The organism is Sphaerisporangium fuscum (assembly GCF_018531465.1).
Taxonomy (GTDB): domain Bacteria; phylum Actinomycetota; class Actinomycetes; order Streptosporangiales; family Streptosporangiaceae; genus Sphaerisporangium; species Sphaerisporangium fuscum.
In genome coordinates this window covers 46,452-62,905 of the sequence record NZ_JAHDTF010000046.1, presented here as the reverse complement: position 1 = coordinate 62,905, position 16,454 = coordinate 46,452, and the positions used below count along the sequence as shown (strand labels likewise).

Genomic DNA, 16,454 nt, shown 5'->3' with positions numbered 1-16,454 from the left:
CGGACGCCTCCCGGCCGTGCCGCCCATGAGTCTGCGGCGAGCCGTACAGGAGTGCGACGGGAAGCCCACGCCGTACCGGAAAGGATCCCGGCGGCCTCGCCGCCGGGATCCGCACGGACGGTCAGACCGTGATGTCCTCCAGCATCTCGGTCACCAGGGCGGCGATCGGCGAGCGCTCCGAACGCGTCAGCGTCACGTGGGCGAACAGCGGATGCCCCTTGAGCTTCTCGACCACGGCGACCACGCCGTCGTGCCGCCCCACCCGGAGGTTGTCGCGCTGGGCGATGTCGTGGGTGAGCACCACGCGCGAGTTGGCGCCGATGCGCGACAGCACCGTCAGCAGGACGCCCCGCTCCAGCGACTGGGCCTCGTCGACGATCACGAACGCGTCGTGCAGGGAGCGCCCGCGGATGTGCGTGAGCGGCAGCACCTCGAGCATGCCCCGGTCGAGGACCTCCTCGATCACCTCGGGCGTGGTCACGGCGCCGAGCGTGTCGTACACGGCCTGCGCCCAGGGGCCCATCTTCTCGTTCTCCGACCCCGGCAGGTAGCCGAGCTCCTGGCCGCCGACGGCGTACAGCGGGCGGAACACCACGACCTTGCGGTGCTGGCGCCGCTCCAGGACGGCCTCCAGGCCCGCGCACAGGGCGAGCGCCGACTTGCCGGTGCCGGCCCGGCCGCCGAGGGAGACGATGCCCACCTCGGGGTCCATCAGCAGGTCGAGGGCGATGCGCTGCTCGGCGGAGCGGCCGTGCAGGCCGAACACCTCGCGGTCGCCGCGCACCAGCCGTACCGACTTGTCGGGCAGCACCCGCCCGAGCGCCGAGCCCCGGTTGGACAGCAGCCGCAGGCCGGTGTGAGTGGGGAGCTCGCGGGCCTCCTCCAGGTCGGCGATGCGGTTCTCGAACAACGTCTCGATGTCCTCGGTGGTGACCTGGAGCTCGGCCATGCCGGTCCAGCCGGACTCTACGACGAGGTCGGCGCGGTACTCTTCGGCGGCCAGCCCGATCGAGGCGGCCTTGACCCGCATGGGCAGGTCTTTGGACACCAGCACGACGTCGGCGCCCTCGGCGGCGAGGGATCTGGCGACCGTGAGGATGCGGGTGTCGTTGTCCCCCAGCCGGAAACCGGCCGGCAGGATCGCGGGGTCACTGTGGTTGAGCTCGACTCTGATGGTGCCCTCGCCCATGGGAATCGGCTCGTCCAGCCTGCCGTACCGCACCCGGAGGTCGTCGAGGAAGCGCAGCGCCTTCCGGGCGAAGTACCCCAGCTCAGGGTGGTGCCGCTTGGCTTCCAGCTCGGTGATGACGACGATCGGTAGAACTACTTCGTGCTCGGCGAAGCGGCTCATCGCCGCAGGGTCGGACAGGAGGACAGAGGTGTCCACAATGTAGGTACGCCTGGACGGCGCGCTACCGGGAACAGTGGACGGGTTGCTCGAGGACACTGCCACGCGTTCTCCCCCGGGCGCCGGAGTGCGCGCCCTGCCAGATGAGGTGGTGAGCGGACCGGGCCCGATCGTGCGCCTCCACCTGGACGAGGCGACGCCGGATACCGGCCCTCCTCGTCAAAAGGCGACGCAAGGGCGGACCCTCTCCAAAAGTAGGCCGTATGGACTGCCTACTCATTACGGTACGTCGTGAACCGCTCCCGCCCAACAGCCAGAACAGGGAGGTTAGGGGGTGTTCACGGGGTGTTTCAGTTGCCGTACCGTCGGTGCCGCGCGGCGTACGATCGCAGCGCCCGCAAGAAGTCGACCCTGCGGAAGTCGGGCCAGTAGGCCTCGCAGAAGTAGAACTCCGAGTGGGCGCTTTGCCAGAGCAGGAATCCGGAGAGCCGCTGCTCTCCCGAGGTGCGGATGAGGAGGTCCGGGTCGGGGAGGCCGCGCGTGTAGAGATGCTCGGCGATGTGCTCCACATCGAGGACCTCGACAAGCTCCTCGATGCTCGCGCCCTTGCTGGCGTGCTCCTGGAGGAGGGAGCGCACCGCATCAGCGATCTCACGCCTTCCTCCATACCCAACGGCAACGTTCACAATCAGCCCAGGACGTCGAGATGTGACTTCTTTGGCGTCTTTCAGGATTCGGGCCGTGCGATCGGGCAAAAGGTCAAGCGCTCCCATGGGGTTGACGTGCCATCCACCTGCGACGAGCCCCCGGACGGTGTCCTCGATGATCTCCATCAGGGGGTCGAGCTCTTCTTTGGGCCGGGAGAGGTTGTCGCTGGACAGCAGCCACACCGTGACGATCTCGACTCCGGCCTCCCGGCACCACACCAGCAGCTCGGAGATCTTGTCGGCGCCCTTCTGGTGGCCGTGGCTGACGTCGCGCAGCCCCATGGCCCGCGCCCAGCGTCGGTTGCCGTCGACGATGACGCCGACGTGCCGGGGTATCTGGTCCGCGGACAGCTTCGTCTCGAGCCGGCGCTCGTACAGCCGGTACACGAGATCGCGCACGCCCATGGAGACCTCCCCTTCGCCGCGGTCCGCCGCAGCGTGTTGACAACACGCAATTATCGCGTGTGAAACCCCCTGCCCGCTGCGTTTACGAACACAGCGGGGGCGCCCGATCGGACGCCCCCGCCGGACGATCTCCTAATGCGATTTCCGCGGATCGCCCTCCAGGTCATTCGCACCTGACCGCACGTGGCGGCCGACCAGGTGCGGAGAACAGGCCTAACCGAGGCGCTTCACCAGGGCGTGGTACTCCTCCCAGAGCTCCTTGGGCAGGTGGTCGCCGAAGGTCTCGAAGTGCTCGGGGATCAGCGAGGCCTCGTCCTTCCACACCTCGCGGTCGACCGACAGCAGGGTGGCGAGGTCCTCCTCGGAGATGTCGAGGCCCTCGACGTCGAGCGCGCCCTGCGGCGGCAGCAGGCCGATCGGCGTCTCGGCGGCCTCCGCCTCGCCGTTCAGCCGCTCGACGATCCACTTCAGGACGCGGCTGTTCTCACCGAAGCCCGGCCACAGGAACCTGCCGGAGGCGTCCTTGCGGAACCAGTTGACGTAGTAGAGCCGGGGCAGCTTGTCCTTGTCGGCCGTCTGACCGATCTTGACCCAGTGGGCGAAGTAGTCGCCCATGTTGTAGCCGCAGAACGGCAGCATCGCGAACGGGTCGCGGCGCAGCTCGCCGACCTTGCCCTCGGCGGCGGCGGTCTTCTCCGAGGCCACGTTCGCCCCGAGGAAGACCCCGTGCTGCCAGCTGAAGGCCTCGGTCACCAGCGGTACGGCCGTGGCGCGGCGCCCGCCGAACAGGATCGCCGAGATCGGCACGCCCTTCGGGTCGCGCCACTCCGGGGCGATGGTCGGGCACTGCGACGCGGGGGTGGTGAAGCGGGCGTTGGGGTGGGCGGCCGGCTCGCCGGACCCGGGGGTCCAGTCGCGTCCGCGCCAGTCGGTCAGGTGCGCCGGCGGCTCGTCGGTGAGCCCCTCCCACCACACGTCGCCGTCGTCGGTCAGCGCGACGTTGGTGAAGATGCTGTTGCCCCACAGCGTCCTGATGGCGTTGGCGTTGGTGGACTGGCCGGTGCCGGGCGCGACGCCGAAGAAGCCGGCCTCGGGGTTGATCGCGTAGAGCCGGCCGTCCTCGCCGAAGCGCATCCAGGCGATGTCGTCGCCCACCGTCTCGACCTTCCAGCCGGGGATGGTCGGCTGGAGCATCGCGAGGTTGGTCTTGCCGCAGGCCGAGGGGAAGGCGGCGGCGATGTAGCGCGTCTGGCCGTTCGGCGGGGTGAGCTTGAGGATGAGCATGTGCTCGGCGAGCCAGCCCTCGTCGCGGGCCATCGCGCTGGCGATGCGCAGGGCGTAGCACTTCTTGCCGAGCAGGGCGTTGCCGCCGTACCCCGAGCCGTACGACCAGATCTCGCGGGTCTCGGGGAAATGGCTGATGTACTTGGTGCTGCTGCAGGGCCAGGGGACGTCCTTCTGGCCCGGCTCCAGCGGCGCGCCGACCGAGTGGACGGCCTTGACGTACTCGCCGCGCTCCTCGATCAGCCGCAGCGCCTCCTCGCCCATGCGGGTCATGATCCGCATGGATACGACGACGTACGGCGAGTCGGTGATCTCGACGCCGAGCTGGGAGATCTCACCGCCGAGCGGGCCCATGCAGAACGGCACGACGTACATCGTCCGCCCGCGCATGCAGCCGTTGAACAGCTCGTCGAAGGTCTCGCGCATCTCCTTGGGCGCGATCCAGTTGTTGGTGGGCCCGGCGTCCTCCGGGTCCTCCGAGCAGATGAAGGTGCGGTCCTCGACGCGGGCGACGTCGGTGGGGTCGGAGGCCGCGTAGAAGCTGTTCGGCCTCTTGGCGAGACGGACGAGGGTGCCCTGGTCGACGAGGAGGTTCGTGAGGCGGGTCCATTCAGCCTCCGAGCCGTCGCACCACTCGACGTGGTCGGGCCTGGTCAGCTCGGCGATCTCCTGGACCCAGGCGGCCAGCTCGGCGTGGGACGTCGGGGCGGTCATTCGAATGGCAACTGACACGGGGCCGGCTCCTTACTCTCAGGCCAAACATCATTAACGACAAACCGCCCGGAATCCAATTGGCGTAGACCAGTCAATGAAACGGAGGTTCAAGGGCCCCTCAAAAGAGGAGATCCGCCCACTCCATTTACATTTCTGTTTCCGGTCCGTGAATTCCGAGCGCCGCCGTGGCCCCTGTCCGCTGCCCGTCAGCACGACGTCACGGCAGGCAGGGGCCGCGAAGGTTCGTCGGAGTTTACCCATCTCTGACCGAGATAAAAGAGTGTGGTCTCGGTCATGGGATCCCTGCCCGCCTGACGTACTCTAAACATTGGTATAGGCCAATTCGAATGGTCCAGACCTCTTGAACAAGTGGTTTAGACCTGTTCACCGATTGGTTCAGTCCAATTCACGCGTTCAGATCGGGGCCCTCCGAACGGACGCGGTCGACGTGCTGGAGGGCATCGCGCAGGTCAGCGAGCCAGGTGTCGGTGTGGGCGCCGACCAGGCGCACGCACCAGGCGAGCGCGTCGCTGCGGCTGCGGGCGACACCCGCGGCGACCAGCGTGTCGAGCACGCGGCGCTCCTGCTGGCGCAGCCGGGTCATGACAGGGATGGAAAGGGTGGTGAACATCACTGTCTGACCGTCGCAGGACACACCCCAGGACACCTTGCGGCGGAACCTGTGCTCGGCCTCCCGCGCGATCTCGATGCGCCGCTCGCGGGTCTCCTCGCGGAAGCGCTGGATGTGCCCCTCGAGCAGGGCGGCCCGCTCGGCGCCCGACGTCTCGGCCGCCGCCCCGGGGACGGGCAGCGTCCCGATGATCGCGATCTCCTCGCGGTCGATCACGAACTCATGCTGTCCGGAGAACCAGTCCTCGGGCAGACGTCCGGTGAACCATGACGTGATCACTGATTCTTCTGTTTCCATGTAATCACGATTACACAGCTTCGCCCGGCACTCAAGCCTCTTCGTCCTGGGCGATCCGAAGAAGGGAACTCTCCTTCTCCATCCGGTCGAGTACGGGATGCAACCGACGTGAAAGGACCCTGATGAACGGACGTGGCACCTGTTGACCGCGCCTCCCGTGACCGGCCCGTACAGCCCGGCCGAAGAGACGACCGACGCGACGCTGCTGGCACAGTCGCTGCGGCACCCCGAGCGGTTCTCCGGCATAGTCGACCGGCACAGCGACGAGATCTACCACTACATCGCCCGCCGCCTCGGCCCCGAGCAGGCGGAGGACCTCGTCGCCGACACCTTCCTGACGGCCTTCCGCAAGCGCGCCCAGTACGACCCGGCGCGTCCGGACGCGCGCCCCTGGCTGTACGGCATCGCCACCCGAGCCGTGCAGCAGCACCGGCGGACGGAGGTGCGGCGCAATCGGGCCCTGGCCCGCAGCGAGCCGCACGGCACGGTGGAGCCGTTCGACGAGCGCAGCGTCGCGCGGGTGACCGCGCAACGGCTCCAACCCAAGCTCGCCGCCGTGCTGGCCCGGCTCTCGACCGCCGACCGCGACCTGCTCCTGCTGATCGCCTGGGCGGAGCTGACCTATGAGGAGGCCGCCCAGGCCCTGGCCGTCCCCGTCGGGACGGTCAGGTCGCGGTTGCACCGGATCCGCAAGAAGCTGCGCCGCGAATTCGGCGGCGTCGATCCCATGACGACGAGCGAGGAGAACCCCGCGTGAACATCGACGAGATCACCGCCTTCCGCGACGGCCGCCCGGAGGTCCCGCCGTACGACCCGGCGGCCAAGGCCCGCCTGCACCTGCGGCTGGCCGACGCCTGGACCGCACCGGCGCCGCGCCCCCACCGCTTCGGACGCCGGCGCCTGCTCACGGTCGGGGCGCTCACCGCCACACTGGCCGTCGGCATCACCCTCGTCCAGAACATCGAGCTGCGCGAGCGGCCCGCGGCCGGCGGCCACCCGCCCAGGCCTCTGGTGCTGGGCCCGGTCGCCAACGCCGAGTCGCTGGCGAGGAACGCCGCGGCGAAGGCCGCCGACCAGCCCGACATCGCCGCCGACCCCACCCGCTGGGCGTACGTCAAGCGGCTCAACGCCCGGACCAGGCAGGACGGCGGGCAGTGGCTGACCGGCTTCCCGAAGGTGACGACGGTGCACGAGCAGTGGCGCCGGTTGGACGACAAGGGGTTCGCCTTCATGGAGGACGGCAGGCTGAAAACCGAGGACGAGTCCGAGTTCGAGGTGGCCTACCCCGACATCCTCTCCCTGCCCACCGACCCCGCCGAACTGCTCGCCCGCGTGTATGAGGAAGTCGACGCCGAGGCCGCCGCACGCGGCCACCGTCCTGATCCGAGGATGAAGACGCCTGAGCCCGCCGCCCTGACCGACGAGGAGCGGAACACCCTCGCGTTCCAGTACATCGGGCAGTGCATGCGCGACGCCGTGCTGCCGTCCAGGCTGCGCGCGGCGATGTACGGCGCGATGGCGAAGATCCCGGGCGTGCGGTACGAGGCCGGGGCCTCCGACCTCGCCAAACGGCCAGGGGTCACTCTGTACCGCCTGGAACACGACTATCTGCGCGACGAGATCTTCGTCGACTCCGGGACCTACGAGTACCTCGGATACCGGACCATCGCCGTGCGGGACCACGACGACCCGCGCGGCCACATCTCACTGAAGAAGGGCGAGATCACCGGCTGGGACGCCCTGCTCAGGACCGCCGTCGTCGACAGGCCGGGCGAGCGCCCCTGACGCACGGCCGCCGGGCGGAACGATCAGGGATCGGGGACTGCCGAACACGGTTCTGAGCGAGACAATTACCGGATGAGCTCACGCATCGAACAGCCTTCCGGCCTCCGGGAGCGCAAGAAGGCCCGCACCCGGCGTTCCATCCAGGAACACGCCATGAGGCTGTTCGCGGAGCAGGGATACGACGCCACGACGATCGAGCAGATCGCGGAGGCCGCCGACGTCTCGCCGAGCACCTTCTTCCGCTACTTCCCCAGCAAGGAAGACGTGATCGTCAAGGACGACCACGATCCACTGCTCATCTCGGCGTTCCTGGCGCAACCGGCCGCGCTCACCCCGCTGGGCGCCCTGCGCGCGGCGATGCGCGAAGTCCTCGCCGAGGCCTTCGCCGACGGGGAGGAGACCGAACTCCAGCGGGTCAAGCTGATCTGGTCGATCCCCTCGCTGCGCGCCCGGGAGGTCGAAGGGCGGGTCACCGCCATGGCGATGCTCACCGGCGCCCTCGCCCAGCGCACGGGCCGCTCCGCCGACGACTTCACCGTCCGGGTCTTCGCCGGCGCCGTGATCGGCGCCTGGATCGCCGCGATGGAGTCCTGGGTCGAATCCGACGGCGCGGAACGCCTGTCCGACCTCGTCGACCGGGTCCTGGCCCTGCTCGAAGAAGGCCTGCCGCTCTGACCCGAAGGCACTAAGCCGTGCGGTCGGCCGTGCCCCAGAACCACTCGATCTTGGCAGTGCTCCTGCGCCGCTCGATCCACTCGGCGAAGATCCGCCGCTCGGCCTCCAGGCGTACCGCCTCGTCGAGGACGGCGGGCACCACGGCCAGCACCTTGTAGAGCACCTCGCCGTCGCCCGTCCGGACCGGCCCGACGACCGTCCCCGGAGCCGCCCGGAAGACCAGCGCGGCGACCTCCGGGGCCAGCTCGCCGCGCCGCAGGGTGGCGAACAGCGGGGCCGGCGCGGCCTCGCCGCCGGCGAAGGCCCGCTCGGCCGCCGCCAGGAAGGAGCCCGGCTTCACTTCGGCCCCCTCGCCGGTGAGGGTCAGCTGTACGACACGGGCGACGTCCAGCTCGTGGCCGTGGGCGGCGAACCACTCCTCGACCCGCCCGGCCGCCACGCGGGAACGGAGCCGGGCCACCGAGGCCTCGGCCGTCACCAGCTCCTCCAGCTCGACGTGCGAGATGCCGTGGCGGTCCATCCACGCGCGGGTCGCCTCGGCGGTCAGCAGGCCCCGAGCCCTGCGGAAGGCGTTCAACGCCTCCTGCAGCTCGGCGTCGGTGAAGTGCTCGGGCGACTCCTCCAGCGACTCACGGACGAGGGCGTCGGTGATGAGCCGGTCGGCCACCCTGGACTCGTCCCAGACGAAATCGAGGCACGCGATGGCCCGGGAGACGGGGGTGTCGACGCCGTTGACCCGGAGCAGCAGGTGCTCGGCCGCCCGGTGCACGCCGCGCAGCGGCCAGGGCAGCGCCGTCGCCGGACACCACGACAGGGAGACGGTGGAGCCGTCCTCGCCCTTGACCAGCAGCGCGTGGTGCAGCGAACCGTCGTACTCCTCCCGCTGCCCGACCAGCCGGGCCCGGATCCCCGGATGCCCCGCCCGGAACGTCTCCAGGTCGCGCTCGGCCGCGCCGCCGCTCAGCAGGCGTATCGCCTCGGTCAGCATCCGCCCGTCCGTCAGCCGCGGGTCCGTAGCGGCGTTCACGTGCTTCCTCCTGTGAGCAGGTCGGCGATGGCCGCGCTGATGGGCAGCCCGGTGGCGTCCTCGATCCAGAGGAACTGGCCGTTCGGGTTGATCTCCAGGAAGACGTAGCGGCCGTCGGGTGTGAGGATCAGGTCGATGGCCCCGTAGGTGAGCGAGAGCGCCCGCACGAGCGCGACGCAGCGTTCGGACACCTCGCCCGGAAGGTCGTGCCGGCGGATCGGCGTGGCGCCCGGGTCGTAGTGGCGCCAGTCGTACTTGGTGTGGTTGCTCACCTGTGAGTGGATCTCGGCCGGGAAGACCCGCGTGCCGACGACGGTGACCCGCACCTCGAGCCTCTTCGGCACGTAGGCCTGCGCGATGACCGGGCACAGGCGCAGCGCGTCGGCGTGCCCCAGGTCCATCGGGGTGACGGGCGCCGCGAACCGTCCGAAGCGCTCCCCCTGCCCCGTCGGCTGGTTGCCGTGCACCGGTTTGGTGATCACCCGTCCCTCGTGCCGGTCGTAGAAGTCGAGGAACGTCTCGGGGTCGGTCGTCACCAGCGTCGCCGGGATCTCGAACCCCAGCCGTCGCGCCCGTTCGAGCTGGTACGGCTTGCGCCCCGCGCGGTCGATGACCGGCCTGGACGCGGGGACGCCGAGGCAACCGAGGCTGTCCCACAGGCTCTCGGCGACGACCCGGCACTCCTCCTCGACGTAGGCGGCACAGGAGCTGGAGGCGATCTCGGGAGGGGCGGCCGGGTCCAGCGGGCGCCGGTACCAGAACGCCGTCAGCTCGTCGAGGACGACGCGGCGGCCCGCGCCGTCGCGCAGCGTCCTGACCGCGGGCCCGGTCCCCGGATGGACGATCTCCAGGGTGGCCCTGGCCGGGTAGGCGGAGGGATCGAAGACGACGGCGTCGACGTCCCTGGCCTTCAGCAGGTGCAGAACCCGGTCGGCGTGCTCATCGCCGTCACAGGTCAGAACGAGAATCATCGGCGGGCTCCCCCTGCTCGCTACCGGGAGACGGGGGCGCGCCCTGATACGGCCGCGCCCCCGCCCTACTCAGTTGGAGTCGCCCGAGGTGTGGGTGTGGCCACCGTGGATCACGATGACCTGGCTCTTGGCCCCACCGCTCACCTGGAGGAGCTGGCTCTCGTCGAGCTCGGCACCCAGCGCCGCGATGTCGTCCAGCGAAGTGCGCGTCTTGCCCATGGCGATCCACCCGTCTTTCTCATGTGCGGGAACACCCCGTGTGCCCCCGTTCCCCAAGAGAAGGTAAGCGGGCGGTCCGGGCGAGGACGTCCCCCGCCGGGTCGATCAGGAGTAACCCGTCAGAGGGACGACAGGGGCTAGTGCACCTGGGCGGCCACGGCGGGGCTGACGCGGACGACGCCGGCGAGGTTCCTGGTGTAGACGGGCGAGAACTTCACCACGTCGCCGGTGTGCGGGGCCTGGAGCATCTTGCCGTTGCCCCAGTAGATCGCCACGTGCGAGATGTAGCCGGGGTTGGTGGGGTCGTTGCGCCAGAAGATCAGGTCGCCGGGCTGGGCCTGCGCCAGCGGGACCTGCGGCCCGGTCACCCACTGCTGGTGGGTGACGCGCGGCATGCGCACCCCTGCCTGGGCGAACGCCCACTGCACCAGTCCGGAGCAGTCGAAGGTGTCGGGCCCCTCGGCGCCCCAGACGTACGGCCGGCCGAGCTTGCTGACGGCCGCGGCGAGCATGACCTTCAGCTGGTCGGTGGTCATGAAGGAGCCGGCCGGCCAGGAGGTGGTCCGCCGGGCCTTGGCGGGCGGCGTGAGAACGGGATTGATCAGGGCGACCTGGCTGCCCTTGGGCAGGACCTTCAGCAGCCGCAGGCGCAGCCGGGTGGAGTCGACGCCCGGCGCGCTGACGACCATGGCGTTCCGCTCGGGGACGCCGAGCGACCGCGCGACGTCCTGGGAGACCACGGCGTTGATCATGCCCATGCCCATGGTGGCGTAGGCCCCGACGCGCAGCTTGCGGCTGCCGGTGTCGAGCGTGGAGCCGAGCGCGACCCCGCCGTCGCTGCCCAGGGTGAACGACACGGCGACGTCGCCGCCCGCGATGCTGTTCCACAGGGCGTCGGACCTGGCCGTGGAACGCGGGGTGTAGGCCCGGAACGTCGAGGGGTTCACGCCCATGGTCTGGATGCGCTTGCCGCCCATCATGACGTCGGCGGCGTCGACGACCTCCACCGCCTTGACGCCCTTGCTGGCCGCCACCCGGTGGACGGCGGTGTCCGAAAGCCTGCGCGGCGCCACGACGAACAGATGCGGGGCGCGCAGCGTGGTGAACGGGGCCACCTGGGCCTGCGTGGGCGCGACCGGCAGTGTGCCCTCGGCGGCGACGTAGCCGGCATCTCGCCGGCTTGCCACATCGCTCTTGCCGACGGCGCGCCGGGGCTCGGCGACCTGGGCCTGGCGCTTGGACAGATCGCCGAGCACCACCACGTCGGCGGCGAGCACGGCGACGAGCGCGGCGGCGACGAGCGGCACGGCCCGGCGCACCGTCCTCGGCACGGGACGGCGACGGGCCTGGACGCGCGGGCGGTAGGTGAGGTCTTCGCGGGTCTCGGCCAGCGCGTCCCCCAGGTAGTCGCGCACGCCGGTCAGCCCTCGGGTGAGGCTGTCTCGGATGACGACGGCCGAGCTACGCGGTCGTCGATCGAGCACGCTCCACCCCTTTCACCCCGAATGTGTGGCGCCGGTGACGAGACTGCCGCATCCAGTGGCGGACGTCCAGGCGTGCGTCGTCCCGGTCACTGCCTGATTGTCGCGAAGTCAGCCGCTTCCTGTCCGGCGATTCGCCCCGGTCTAACGATATGTTCGGCCATTCGTCCCCGAACAGACCAGATCCGCCGGAGCCCCGGGCCCCGGCGGATCAGTCACAGGCTCAGTTGCCGATGTAGGGCACCGCCTCGAGGATCTCGACGGTGTTCTGCCGGCCGTTGGGCAGGGTGTAGGTGGCCTTCTCGCCGATCTTCTTGCCGTTGATCGCGGCGCCCAGGGGAGACTGCGGCGAGTAGACGTCGATCGGCGCCCCGCTCTCCTCACGGGAGGCGAGCAGGAACGTCACCTCTTCGTCATCGCCATCGAACCGGATGGTGACGGTCATACCGGGGCCGACAACGCCTTCGGTGCGGGGGGCCTCGCCCACCCTCGCCTGGTCGAGCAGCTGGCGGAGCTGGAGGATGCGGCCCTCCATCTTGCCCTGCTCCTCCTTGGCGGCGTGATATCCGCCGTTCTCCCGGAGGTCGCCCTCCTCGCGAGCGGCTTCGATCTTCTTGGCGATGTCGACACGCCCGGGCCCCGAGAGATACTCAAACTCCGCCTTCAGGCGGTCGTACGCCTCCTGCGTCAGCCAGGTGACGTTCTCTTCGCGGGAGTCGACCACGGGTTCTCCTTGCGTACTCGTACGAGTTGCGAGCGTTCGAATTCCGGGAGACTAACAAATTAACCCGGTCGAACGCTTTCCCAAAAGTCTCATTGTACGAGATAGCAGTACTGGACGTGGCCCGAAGTGGCCTGCGCGCTGGTCTGGAGGCGCTCGGTCAGCTGGACGTCCGACCGCCCCTTCGGCAGGGTGACGTCGCGGGTGCCGACCTCGACATGCTCGGTGTCGACGGCCCTCAGCCGGCACACCGCCTCACGGTCGGCGGGCTTGTGCGCCTGGAAGGTTATCGTCACCGATGTGGGACCGCTCACATCGAAAGCGATCACGTCGGTCGGCACGTCCGGATTTCCCCTCATGGACATCATGACGTAGCCCCAGCCGCCCATCGCGATCGCGATAAAGATCCCTATGATGATGAGGGCAATAGATCGTCCGGTACGCCCGAAGCGTCCAGGACGCTCCGGAAAGGAGTCAGGGGTCCCCAGCACCGGCCGGCCAGACCCCTGACCGACGCCGCTATCGGTCATGACGGAATCTCCCAGCGGTCGCTCGTCGTTGCACGAGACAATTGTCCCCTGCGGGGCTTCGCCCTCCGCGTCGCCCCAAGAGAAAATAGCCTCTCTGGGGAGCCGTCCTGGACACTTGAGGAGTAAAGAGTCGTGAGTGCACAGCTGAGACTGATGGCTGTACATGCGCACCCGGACGACGAGTCCAGCAAGGGTGCCGCCACGATGGCCCGCTACGTGGCCGAGGGCGTCGATGTGCTGGTCGCGACATGTACAGGTGGTGAACGCGGCTCGATCCTCAACCCCAAGATGGACCTTCCAGACATCTTGGAGAACATCACCGAGGTGCGGCGCCAGGAGATGGAGAAGGCCCGCGAGATCCTCGGCGTCCGGCAGCAGTTCCTCGGCTTCATCGACTCCGGCCTGCCCGAGGACGAGAACGAGGCGCTGCCCGAAGGGTGCTTCGCGCTGCAGCCCCTGGAGGTCGCCGCCGCGCCCCTGGTGGCGGCGGTGCGCGAGTTCAGGCCGCACGTGATCCTCACCTACGACGACGACGGCGGCTACCCCCACCCCGACCACATCATGACCAACCGCGTCTCGGTGGAGGCCTTCGAGGCGGCGGGCGACCCCGACCGCTACGTCGGGCTCGGGGAGCCCTGGCAGCCGCTCAAGCTCTACTACCACATGGGCTTCACCCGGGAGCGGTTCGAGGCCCTGCACGCCGCCATGACCGAGCGGGGCATCGGCTCGCCGTACGGCGACTGGATCTCCCGCTGGGAGGACCGCCCGCAGAAGTGGGAGATCACCACCCGGGTGCCCTGCGGCGACTACTTCGAGACCCGCGACCTCGCCCTGATGGCCCACGCCACCCAGGTCGACCCCGACGGCTTCTGGTTCGTCTGCCCCCGCGAACTGCAGCGCGAGGTGTGGCCCACCGAGGACTACCACCTGGCCCGGTCGCTGGTCGACACCGAACTGCCCGAGGACGACCTGTTCACCGGCATCCACGCCGGCGAGGTGTGCGAGCCGTCACCCGTCGGCAAGTGACCTGAGAGGTCCCCCGGGCGGCCGGCGCCGCCCAGGGGACCCGGTCAGCGAACGGGGCGCCACCCCCTGGTGCGAGACTTGACGGGTGACTGTTCTCGCCGCCAACGCCACCGTGTCCGCCGCCCAGCCGCCCCCGGTCGGTCCCGGCGTCGTCGCCTTCCTCATCGTCGCCGCGATCGGCGTCGCGCTGTACTTCCTGGTCAAGTCGATGAACAAGCAGATCTCGAAGATCGAGGTTCCGCACGAGGCCGATCTGGACAAGAAGGAGACCGCAGGCTCCGAAGCCGAGCCGAAGTCGAACGGGACCCGCTGAACGCCGTGGTCCAGGAGAGGGAAACCCGCGTGGACCACGACATCAAGGTGAGCGACAACGCCGAGGCCGCCCGGTTCGAGATCACGGTCGACGGCCGGCTCGCCGGGTTCGCCGAGTACCGCCGCCGTCCGGGACGGCTGGTTTTCACCCACACCGAGATCGGCGACGAGTTCGAAGGGCAGGGGCTCGGCAGCCGCCTGGTCCGCGAGGCCCTCGACTCGGTGCGCGCCGAGGGCCTGTCGATCGTGCCGCTGTGCCGCTTCGTGCGCCGCTACGTCGAACGGCACCCCGAATACCAGGACCTCGTCGCCGAGGCCGCGCACTGAGTCACTCCTGTGACGACCAGGCCCGTTCCAGGGCCTTCGGCAGGCCCCACCAGCCGAGCGGCGTCAGGACGTCCTGCGCGTCGACGATGCCGAGCCGCTGCCACAGCGGCGTGACCGACGCGAACAGCGTCTCGGTGGTCGCGATGTCCTCGGGGTCGTCCATGTCGACGTCGATGTCCTCCGACTCGGCGACGAACCTCGCGATGCGCTCGGGGGAGGCGAGCACCCCCGGGCCGCGCCGCGCCAGCTCGATGACGGCGGCCAGCCAGTCGGCGTAGTGGATGGTGCACAACGCGGCCAGCGCCGAGTCCTCCTGGCTGAGCTCGCCGTCCAGGTCCCAGAACCGGTGCTCGTCGTCGTCCTCCAGGTCGGAGACCGGTGAGGCGATGCCGGCCGCCACGGCCAGCCACAGCTCGGTGTCCTCCTCGGGCAGCGCCTCGTCGTCGAAGCCCGCGCAGGCCCTCAGGACCGTGCCGGGGTAACCCGGCTCCGCGAGCGTCTTCCGCAGCCGCCGCACCGCCTCCGACAGGTCGACGCCGGGGAACGGCGGCTCGGGCAGGTCGGCGAGGACGCGCCGCAGCTCGCTCAGCGCGTAGGCCTCCTCCTCGTCCCAGGAGGCGAACAGCCCCTCGTCGAGCTCGTCGTTCACCGCGTCGCCCGGCACCCGGCCGTCGGGCAGCGCCGTGCCGAGCCAGCGTTCCTGGATCTCCTCGTACACCAGCCGTGCGTCGTGGTCGCCCGCCACCAGCCGGTCGGGGTCGATCTCGCCGCTCTCGACGTGTTCCTCCAGGTGGGCGACGAGCCTGTCGTACAGCTCGGCCGCGACGGGCCCGCGCTCGTCCTCCTCCGGCCACACGAAGTAGCCGCGCGTGATGAGGATCGGCTCGGTGCCGGTGGACTCCAGCCATCGCTGCACGTCGCCCACGGTGGCCACACCCGACTCGATGCCGGTCAGGGCGGACTTCGCCGACTCCCAGAAGGCCGGCGACAGCGGGTTGCCCGCGGCGAGCATCTCGCGCCGCAGGTCGGGGATCGACACGAGCGCCTGGCCGCTCGGAACGGCCAGCAACGCCCGGGCGACGTCGCGACGGGTCAGGACGCTCGCGGGACGGCCCGCGTGTTCGGTGACGAACTCCAGATCCACGCTCACGCCGTGTGAGCCTACGCCCATCCCGCGCACGGCGGGCAGTGCGGCCTCCGGCACGTGGCCGACGCCCGCGGCAGGCCATACCAGGAGATGACGAAAGGCCCTAGCTAGACCTCGCGAACTGGGAAAAGTCTGAAATGAAGAACAGTTCGCTTCGGCGACGAAGGAGGGACCATGACCGTAGCCGAGAACAGACGTACGAGCGCGGATCGCATGCGAACGGCGACCGGGGCAGACGACGATCTGCTCGCCCTGGACACGCCCGTCGTCAGCTTCCACGTCCACCGGCCCCACATGCCGCGAATGCCGCGCATGGAACGCATGAAGGACACGGCGGCGAACCGCGGGCAGGAGATGAACCGGGCGATGGAGACCGCCAGGACGTTCCTCCCGCCGCCGGACCGCCTCCTCTACTACGGCGGACTCGGCCTGCTCGCCGCGATCGGCCTGCTGGAGTGGCCCGTGGCCGCGGCGATCGGAGCCGGGACGATGGTGGCCGCGCGGGCACGCGGCGCGATGGGACGGCCGTCCGGGCCGATGGCCGGGCAGATGGAGGCCCCCACACCCACCACGGCGACGCGGACCCCGCGTACGACCACTCCGAGCAGGGCCCGTTCGACGACGACGCGTACGACCACTCCGTCCACGCGCTCGACGACGCGCACGTCCCGGACGACCGCCGGTGGGACCACCTCGGCGACCGGCCGGACGACCCGCGCGCGGACGTCGAGGGCGGCCGGCGCCACCACTTCGCGCGGCGCCGCGACCACGCCCGAATCCGGAACGCCCTGAGAGGGGTTCAACGCGCTGACCTGGGCAGACTTAATACCAAGCGATCAGACCGCAC

Annotated in this window: 18 protein-coding genes; 7 read left to right on the top strand and 11 right to left on the bottom strand. The window is 69.8% G+C overall.

The window, feature by feature from the left end; all coding sequences use genetic code 11:
• Positions 1 to 121 precede the first annotated feature (121 nt).
• The 4 genes from phoH2 to abmR all read right to left on the bottom strand — a co-directional run bounded on the left by phoH2 (position 122) and on the right by abmR (position 5,386).
• A complete protein-coding gene (phoH2, locus tag KIK05_RS42090) occupies positions 122 to 1,390 on the bottom strand; it encodes an RNA 5'-3' helicase PhoH2 (RefSeq protein WP_214416524.1) in 1,269 nt (422 codons plus the stop codon).
• 308 nt (positions 1,391 to 1,698) lie between these two features.
• Positions 1,699 to 2,460, bottom strand: a complete 762-nt coding sequence (locus tag KIK05_RS42085; protein ID WP_214416507.1) for an isoprenyl transferase — start codon at positions 2,458 to 2,460, stop codon at positions 1,699 to 1,701.
• Between the two features lie 213 nt (positions 2,461 to 2,673).
• A complete protein-coding gene (locus KIK05_RS42080; protein ID WP_214416523.1) occupies positions 2,674 to 4,458 on the bottom strand; it encodes a phosphoenolpyruvate carboxykinase (GTP) in 1,785 nt (594 codons plus the stop codon).
• Between the two features lie 406 nt (positions 4,459 to 4,864).
• Positions 4,865 to 5,386 carry an ATP-binding transcription factor AbmR gene (gene abmR / locus KIK05_RS42075; RefSeq protein ID WP_214416506.1) on the bottom strand — a complete coding sequence of 174 codons (522 nt, stop codon included), beginning with the start codon at positions 5,384 to 5,386 and terminating at the stop codon, positions 4,865 to 4,867.
• A 142-nt stretch (positions 5,387 to 5,528) separates the two neighbouring features.
• Between abmR and KIK05_RS42070 the strand changes: the two genes are divergently transcribed.
• The 3 genes from KIK05_RS42070 (at position 5,529) to KIK05_RS42060 (ending at position 7,846) form a co-directional block, all read left to right on the top strand.
• Positions 5,529 to 6,143, top strand: a complete 615-nt coding sequence (locus KIK05_RS42070; protein ID WP_250564337.1) for an RNA polymerase sigma factor — start codon at positions 5,529 to 5,531, stop codon at positions 6,141 to 6,143.
• A complete protein-coding gene (locus KIK05_RS42065) occupies positions 6,140 to 7,171 on the top strand; it encodes a CU044_5270 family protein (protein ID WP_214416505.1) in 1,032 nt (343 codons plus the stop codon). The genes KIK05_RS42070 and KIK05_RS42065 overlap by 4 nt, the downstream gene beginning before the upstream one ends.
• Before the next feature lie 72 nt (positions 7,172 to 7,243).
• On the top strand, positions 7,244 to 7,846 hold the full coding sequence (locus KIK05_RS42060) for an acyl-CoA-like ligand-binding transcription factor (RefSeq protein ID WP_214416504.1): 603 nt from the start codon (positions 7,244 to 7,246) through the stop codon (positions 7,844 to 7,846).
• A gap of 10 nt (positions 7,847 to 7,856) precedes the next feature.
• Here KIK05_RS42060 and KIK05_RS42055 read toward each other — a convergent pair whose 3' ends face one another.
• The 6 genes from KIK05_RS42055 to KIK05_RS42030 all read right to left on the bottom strand — a co-directional run bounded on the left by KIK05_RS42055 (position 7,857) and on the right by KIK05_RS42030 (position 12,795).
• Positions 7,857 to 8,873, bottom strand: a complete 1,017-nt coding sequence (locus tag KIK05_RS42055) for a TIGR04500 family putative peptide maturation system protein (RefSeq protein ID WP_214416503.1) — start codon at positions 8,871 to 8,873, stop codon at positions 7,857 to 7,859.
• The gene (locus KIK05_RS42050) at positions 8,870 to 9,844 is read right to left on the bottom strand and encodes an MvdC/MvdD family ATP grasp protein (RefSeq protein ID WP_214416502.1); all 975 of its coding nucleotides are present in this window, start codon (positions 9,842 to 9,844) and stop codon (positions 8,870 to 8,872) included. Before KIK05_RS42050 ends, KIK05_RS42055 begins: the two co-directional genes overlap by 4 nt.
• Positions 9,845 to 9,913: 69 nt before the next feature.
• Positions 9,914 to 10,063: a hypothetical protein gene (locus KIK05_RS42045; protein ID WP_214416501.1), complete on the bottom strand. Its 150-nt coding sequence runs from the start codon at positions 10,061 to 10,063 to the stop codon at positions 9,914 to 9,916.
• Positions 10,064 to 10,200: 137 nt separating this feature from the next.
• Positions 10,201 to 11,547, bottom strand: coding sequence for an NlpC/P60 family protein (locus tag KIK05_RS42040; protein ID WP_308250359.1), 1,347 nt, complete (start codon positions 11,545 to 11,547; stop codon positions 10,201 to 10,203).
• A gap of 220 nt (positions 11,548 to 11,767) precedes the next feature.
• Positions 11,768 to 12,268 (bottom strand): transcription elongation factor GreA, encoded by a 501-nt coding sequence (gene greA, locus KIK05_RS42035; protein ID WP_214416500.1) that lies wholly within the window; start codon positions 12,266 to 12,268, stop codon positions 11,768 to 11,770.
• Between the two features lie 89 nt (positions 12,269 to 12,357).
• Entirely contained in the window at positions 12,358 to 12,795 is a 438-nt protein-coding gene (locus KIK05_RS42030; RefSeq protein ID WP_214416499.1) for a DUF4307 domain-containing protein, read from the bottom strand.
• A gap of 153 nt (positions 12,796 to 12,948) precedes the next feature.
• Here KIK05_RS42030 and mca point away from each other — a divergent pair, with 153 nt between their 5' ends.
• The 3 genes from mca (at position 12,949) to KIK05_RS42015 (ending at position 14,460) form a co-directional block, all read left to right on the top strand.
• On the top strand, positions 12,949 to 13,821 hold the full coding sequence (gene mca / locus KIK05_RS42025; protein ID WP_214416498.1) for a mycothiol conjugate amidase Mca: 873 nt from the start codon (positions 12,949 to 12,951) through the stop codon (positions 13,819 to 13,821).
• Positions 13,822 to 13,906: 85 nt separating this feature from the next.
• Positions 13,907 to 14,134 (top strand): hypothetical protein, encoded by a 228-nt coding sequence (locus KIK05_RS42020; protein ID WP_214416497.1) that lies wholly within the window; start codon positions 13,907 to 13,909, stop codon positions 14,132 to 14,134.
• A 5-nt stretch (positions 14,135 to 14,139) separates the two neighbouring features.
• On the top strand, positions 14,140 to 14,460 hold the full coding sequence (locus KIK05_RS42015) for a GNAT family N-acetyltransferase (RefSeq protein WP_308250358.1): 321 nt from the start codon (positions 14,140 to 14,142) through the stop codon (positions 14,458 to 14,460).
• Position 14,461: 1 nt separating this feature from the next.
• Here the strand turns inward: KIK05_RS42015 and KIK05_RS42010 are convergent, their stop codons facing one another.
• The gene (locus KIK05_RS42010) at positions 14,462 to 15,610 is read right to left on the bottom strand and encodes a hypothetical protein (protein ID WP_308250357.1); all 1,149 of its coding nucleotides are present in this window, start codon (positions 15,608 to 15,610) and stop codon (positions 14,462 to 14,464) included.
• Positions 15,611 to 15,781: 171 nt separating this feature from the next.
• Between KIK05_RS42010 and KIK05_RS42005 the strand changes: the two genes are divergently transcribed.
• Positions 15,782 to 16,399, top strand: a complete 618-nt coding sequence (locus KIK05_RS42005; protein ID WP_214416494.1) for a hypothetical protein — start codon at positions 15,782 to 15,784, stop codon at positions 16,397 to 16,399.
• Positions 16,400 to 16,454: the final 55 nt, after the last annotated feature.

What these genes read in the sequence shown, in the direction of transcription:
- KIK05_RS42085 (WP_214416507.1), bottom strand. Translation starts at nt 2,460, where the DNA reads ATGGGCGTGCGCGATCTCGTGTACCGGCTGTACGAGCGCCGGCTCGAG.
- KIK05_RS42080 (WP_214416523.1), bottom strand. Translation starts at nt 4,458, where the DNA reads ATGACCGCCCCGACGTCCCACGCCGAGCTGGCCGCCTGGGTCCAGGAG.
- abmR (WP_214416506.1), bottom strand. Translation starts at nt 5,386, where the DNA reads ATGGAAACAGAAGAATCAGTGATCACGTCATGGTTCACCGGACGTCTG.
- KIK05_RS42060 (WP_214416504.1), top strand. Translation starts at nt 7,244, where the DNA reads ATGAGCTCACGCATCGAACAGCCTTCCGGCCTCCGGGAGCGCAAGAAG.
- KIK05_RS42050 (WP_214416502.1), bottom strand. Translation starts at nt 9,844, where the DNA reads ATGATTCTCGTTCTGACCTGTGACGGCGATGAGCACGCCGACCGGGTT.
- KIK05_RS42045 (WP_214416501.1), bottom strand. Translation starts at nt 10,063, where the DNA reads ATGGGCAAGACGCGCACTTCGCTGGACGACATCGCGGCGCTGGGTGCC.
- KIK05_RS42030 (WP_214416499.1), bottom strand. Translation starts at nt 12,795, where the DNA reads ATGACCGATAGCGGCGTCGGTCAGGGGTCTGGCCGGCCGGTGCTGGGG.
- mca (WP_214416498.1), top strand. Translation starts at nt 12,949, where the DNA reads ATGGCTGTACATGCGCACCCGGACGACGAGTCCAGCAAGGGTGCCGCC.
- KIK05_RS42005 (WP_214416494.1), top strand. Translation starts at nt 15,782, where the DNA reads ATGACCGTAGCCGAGAACAGACGTACGAGCGCGGATCGCATGCGAACG.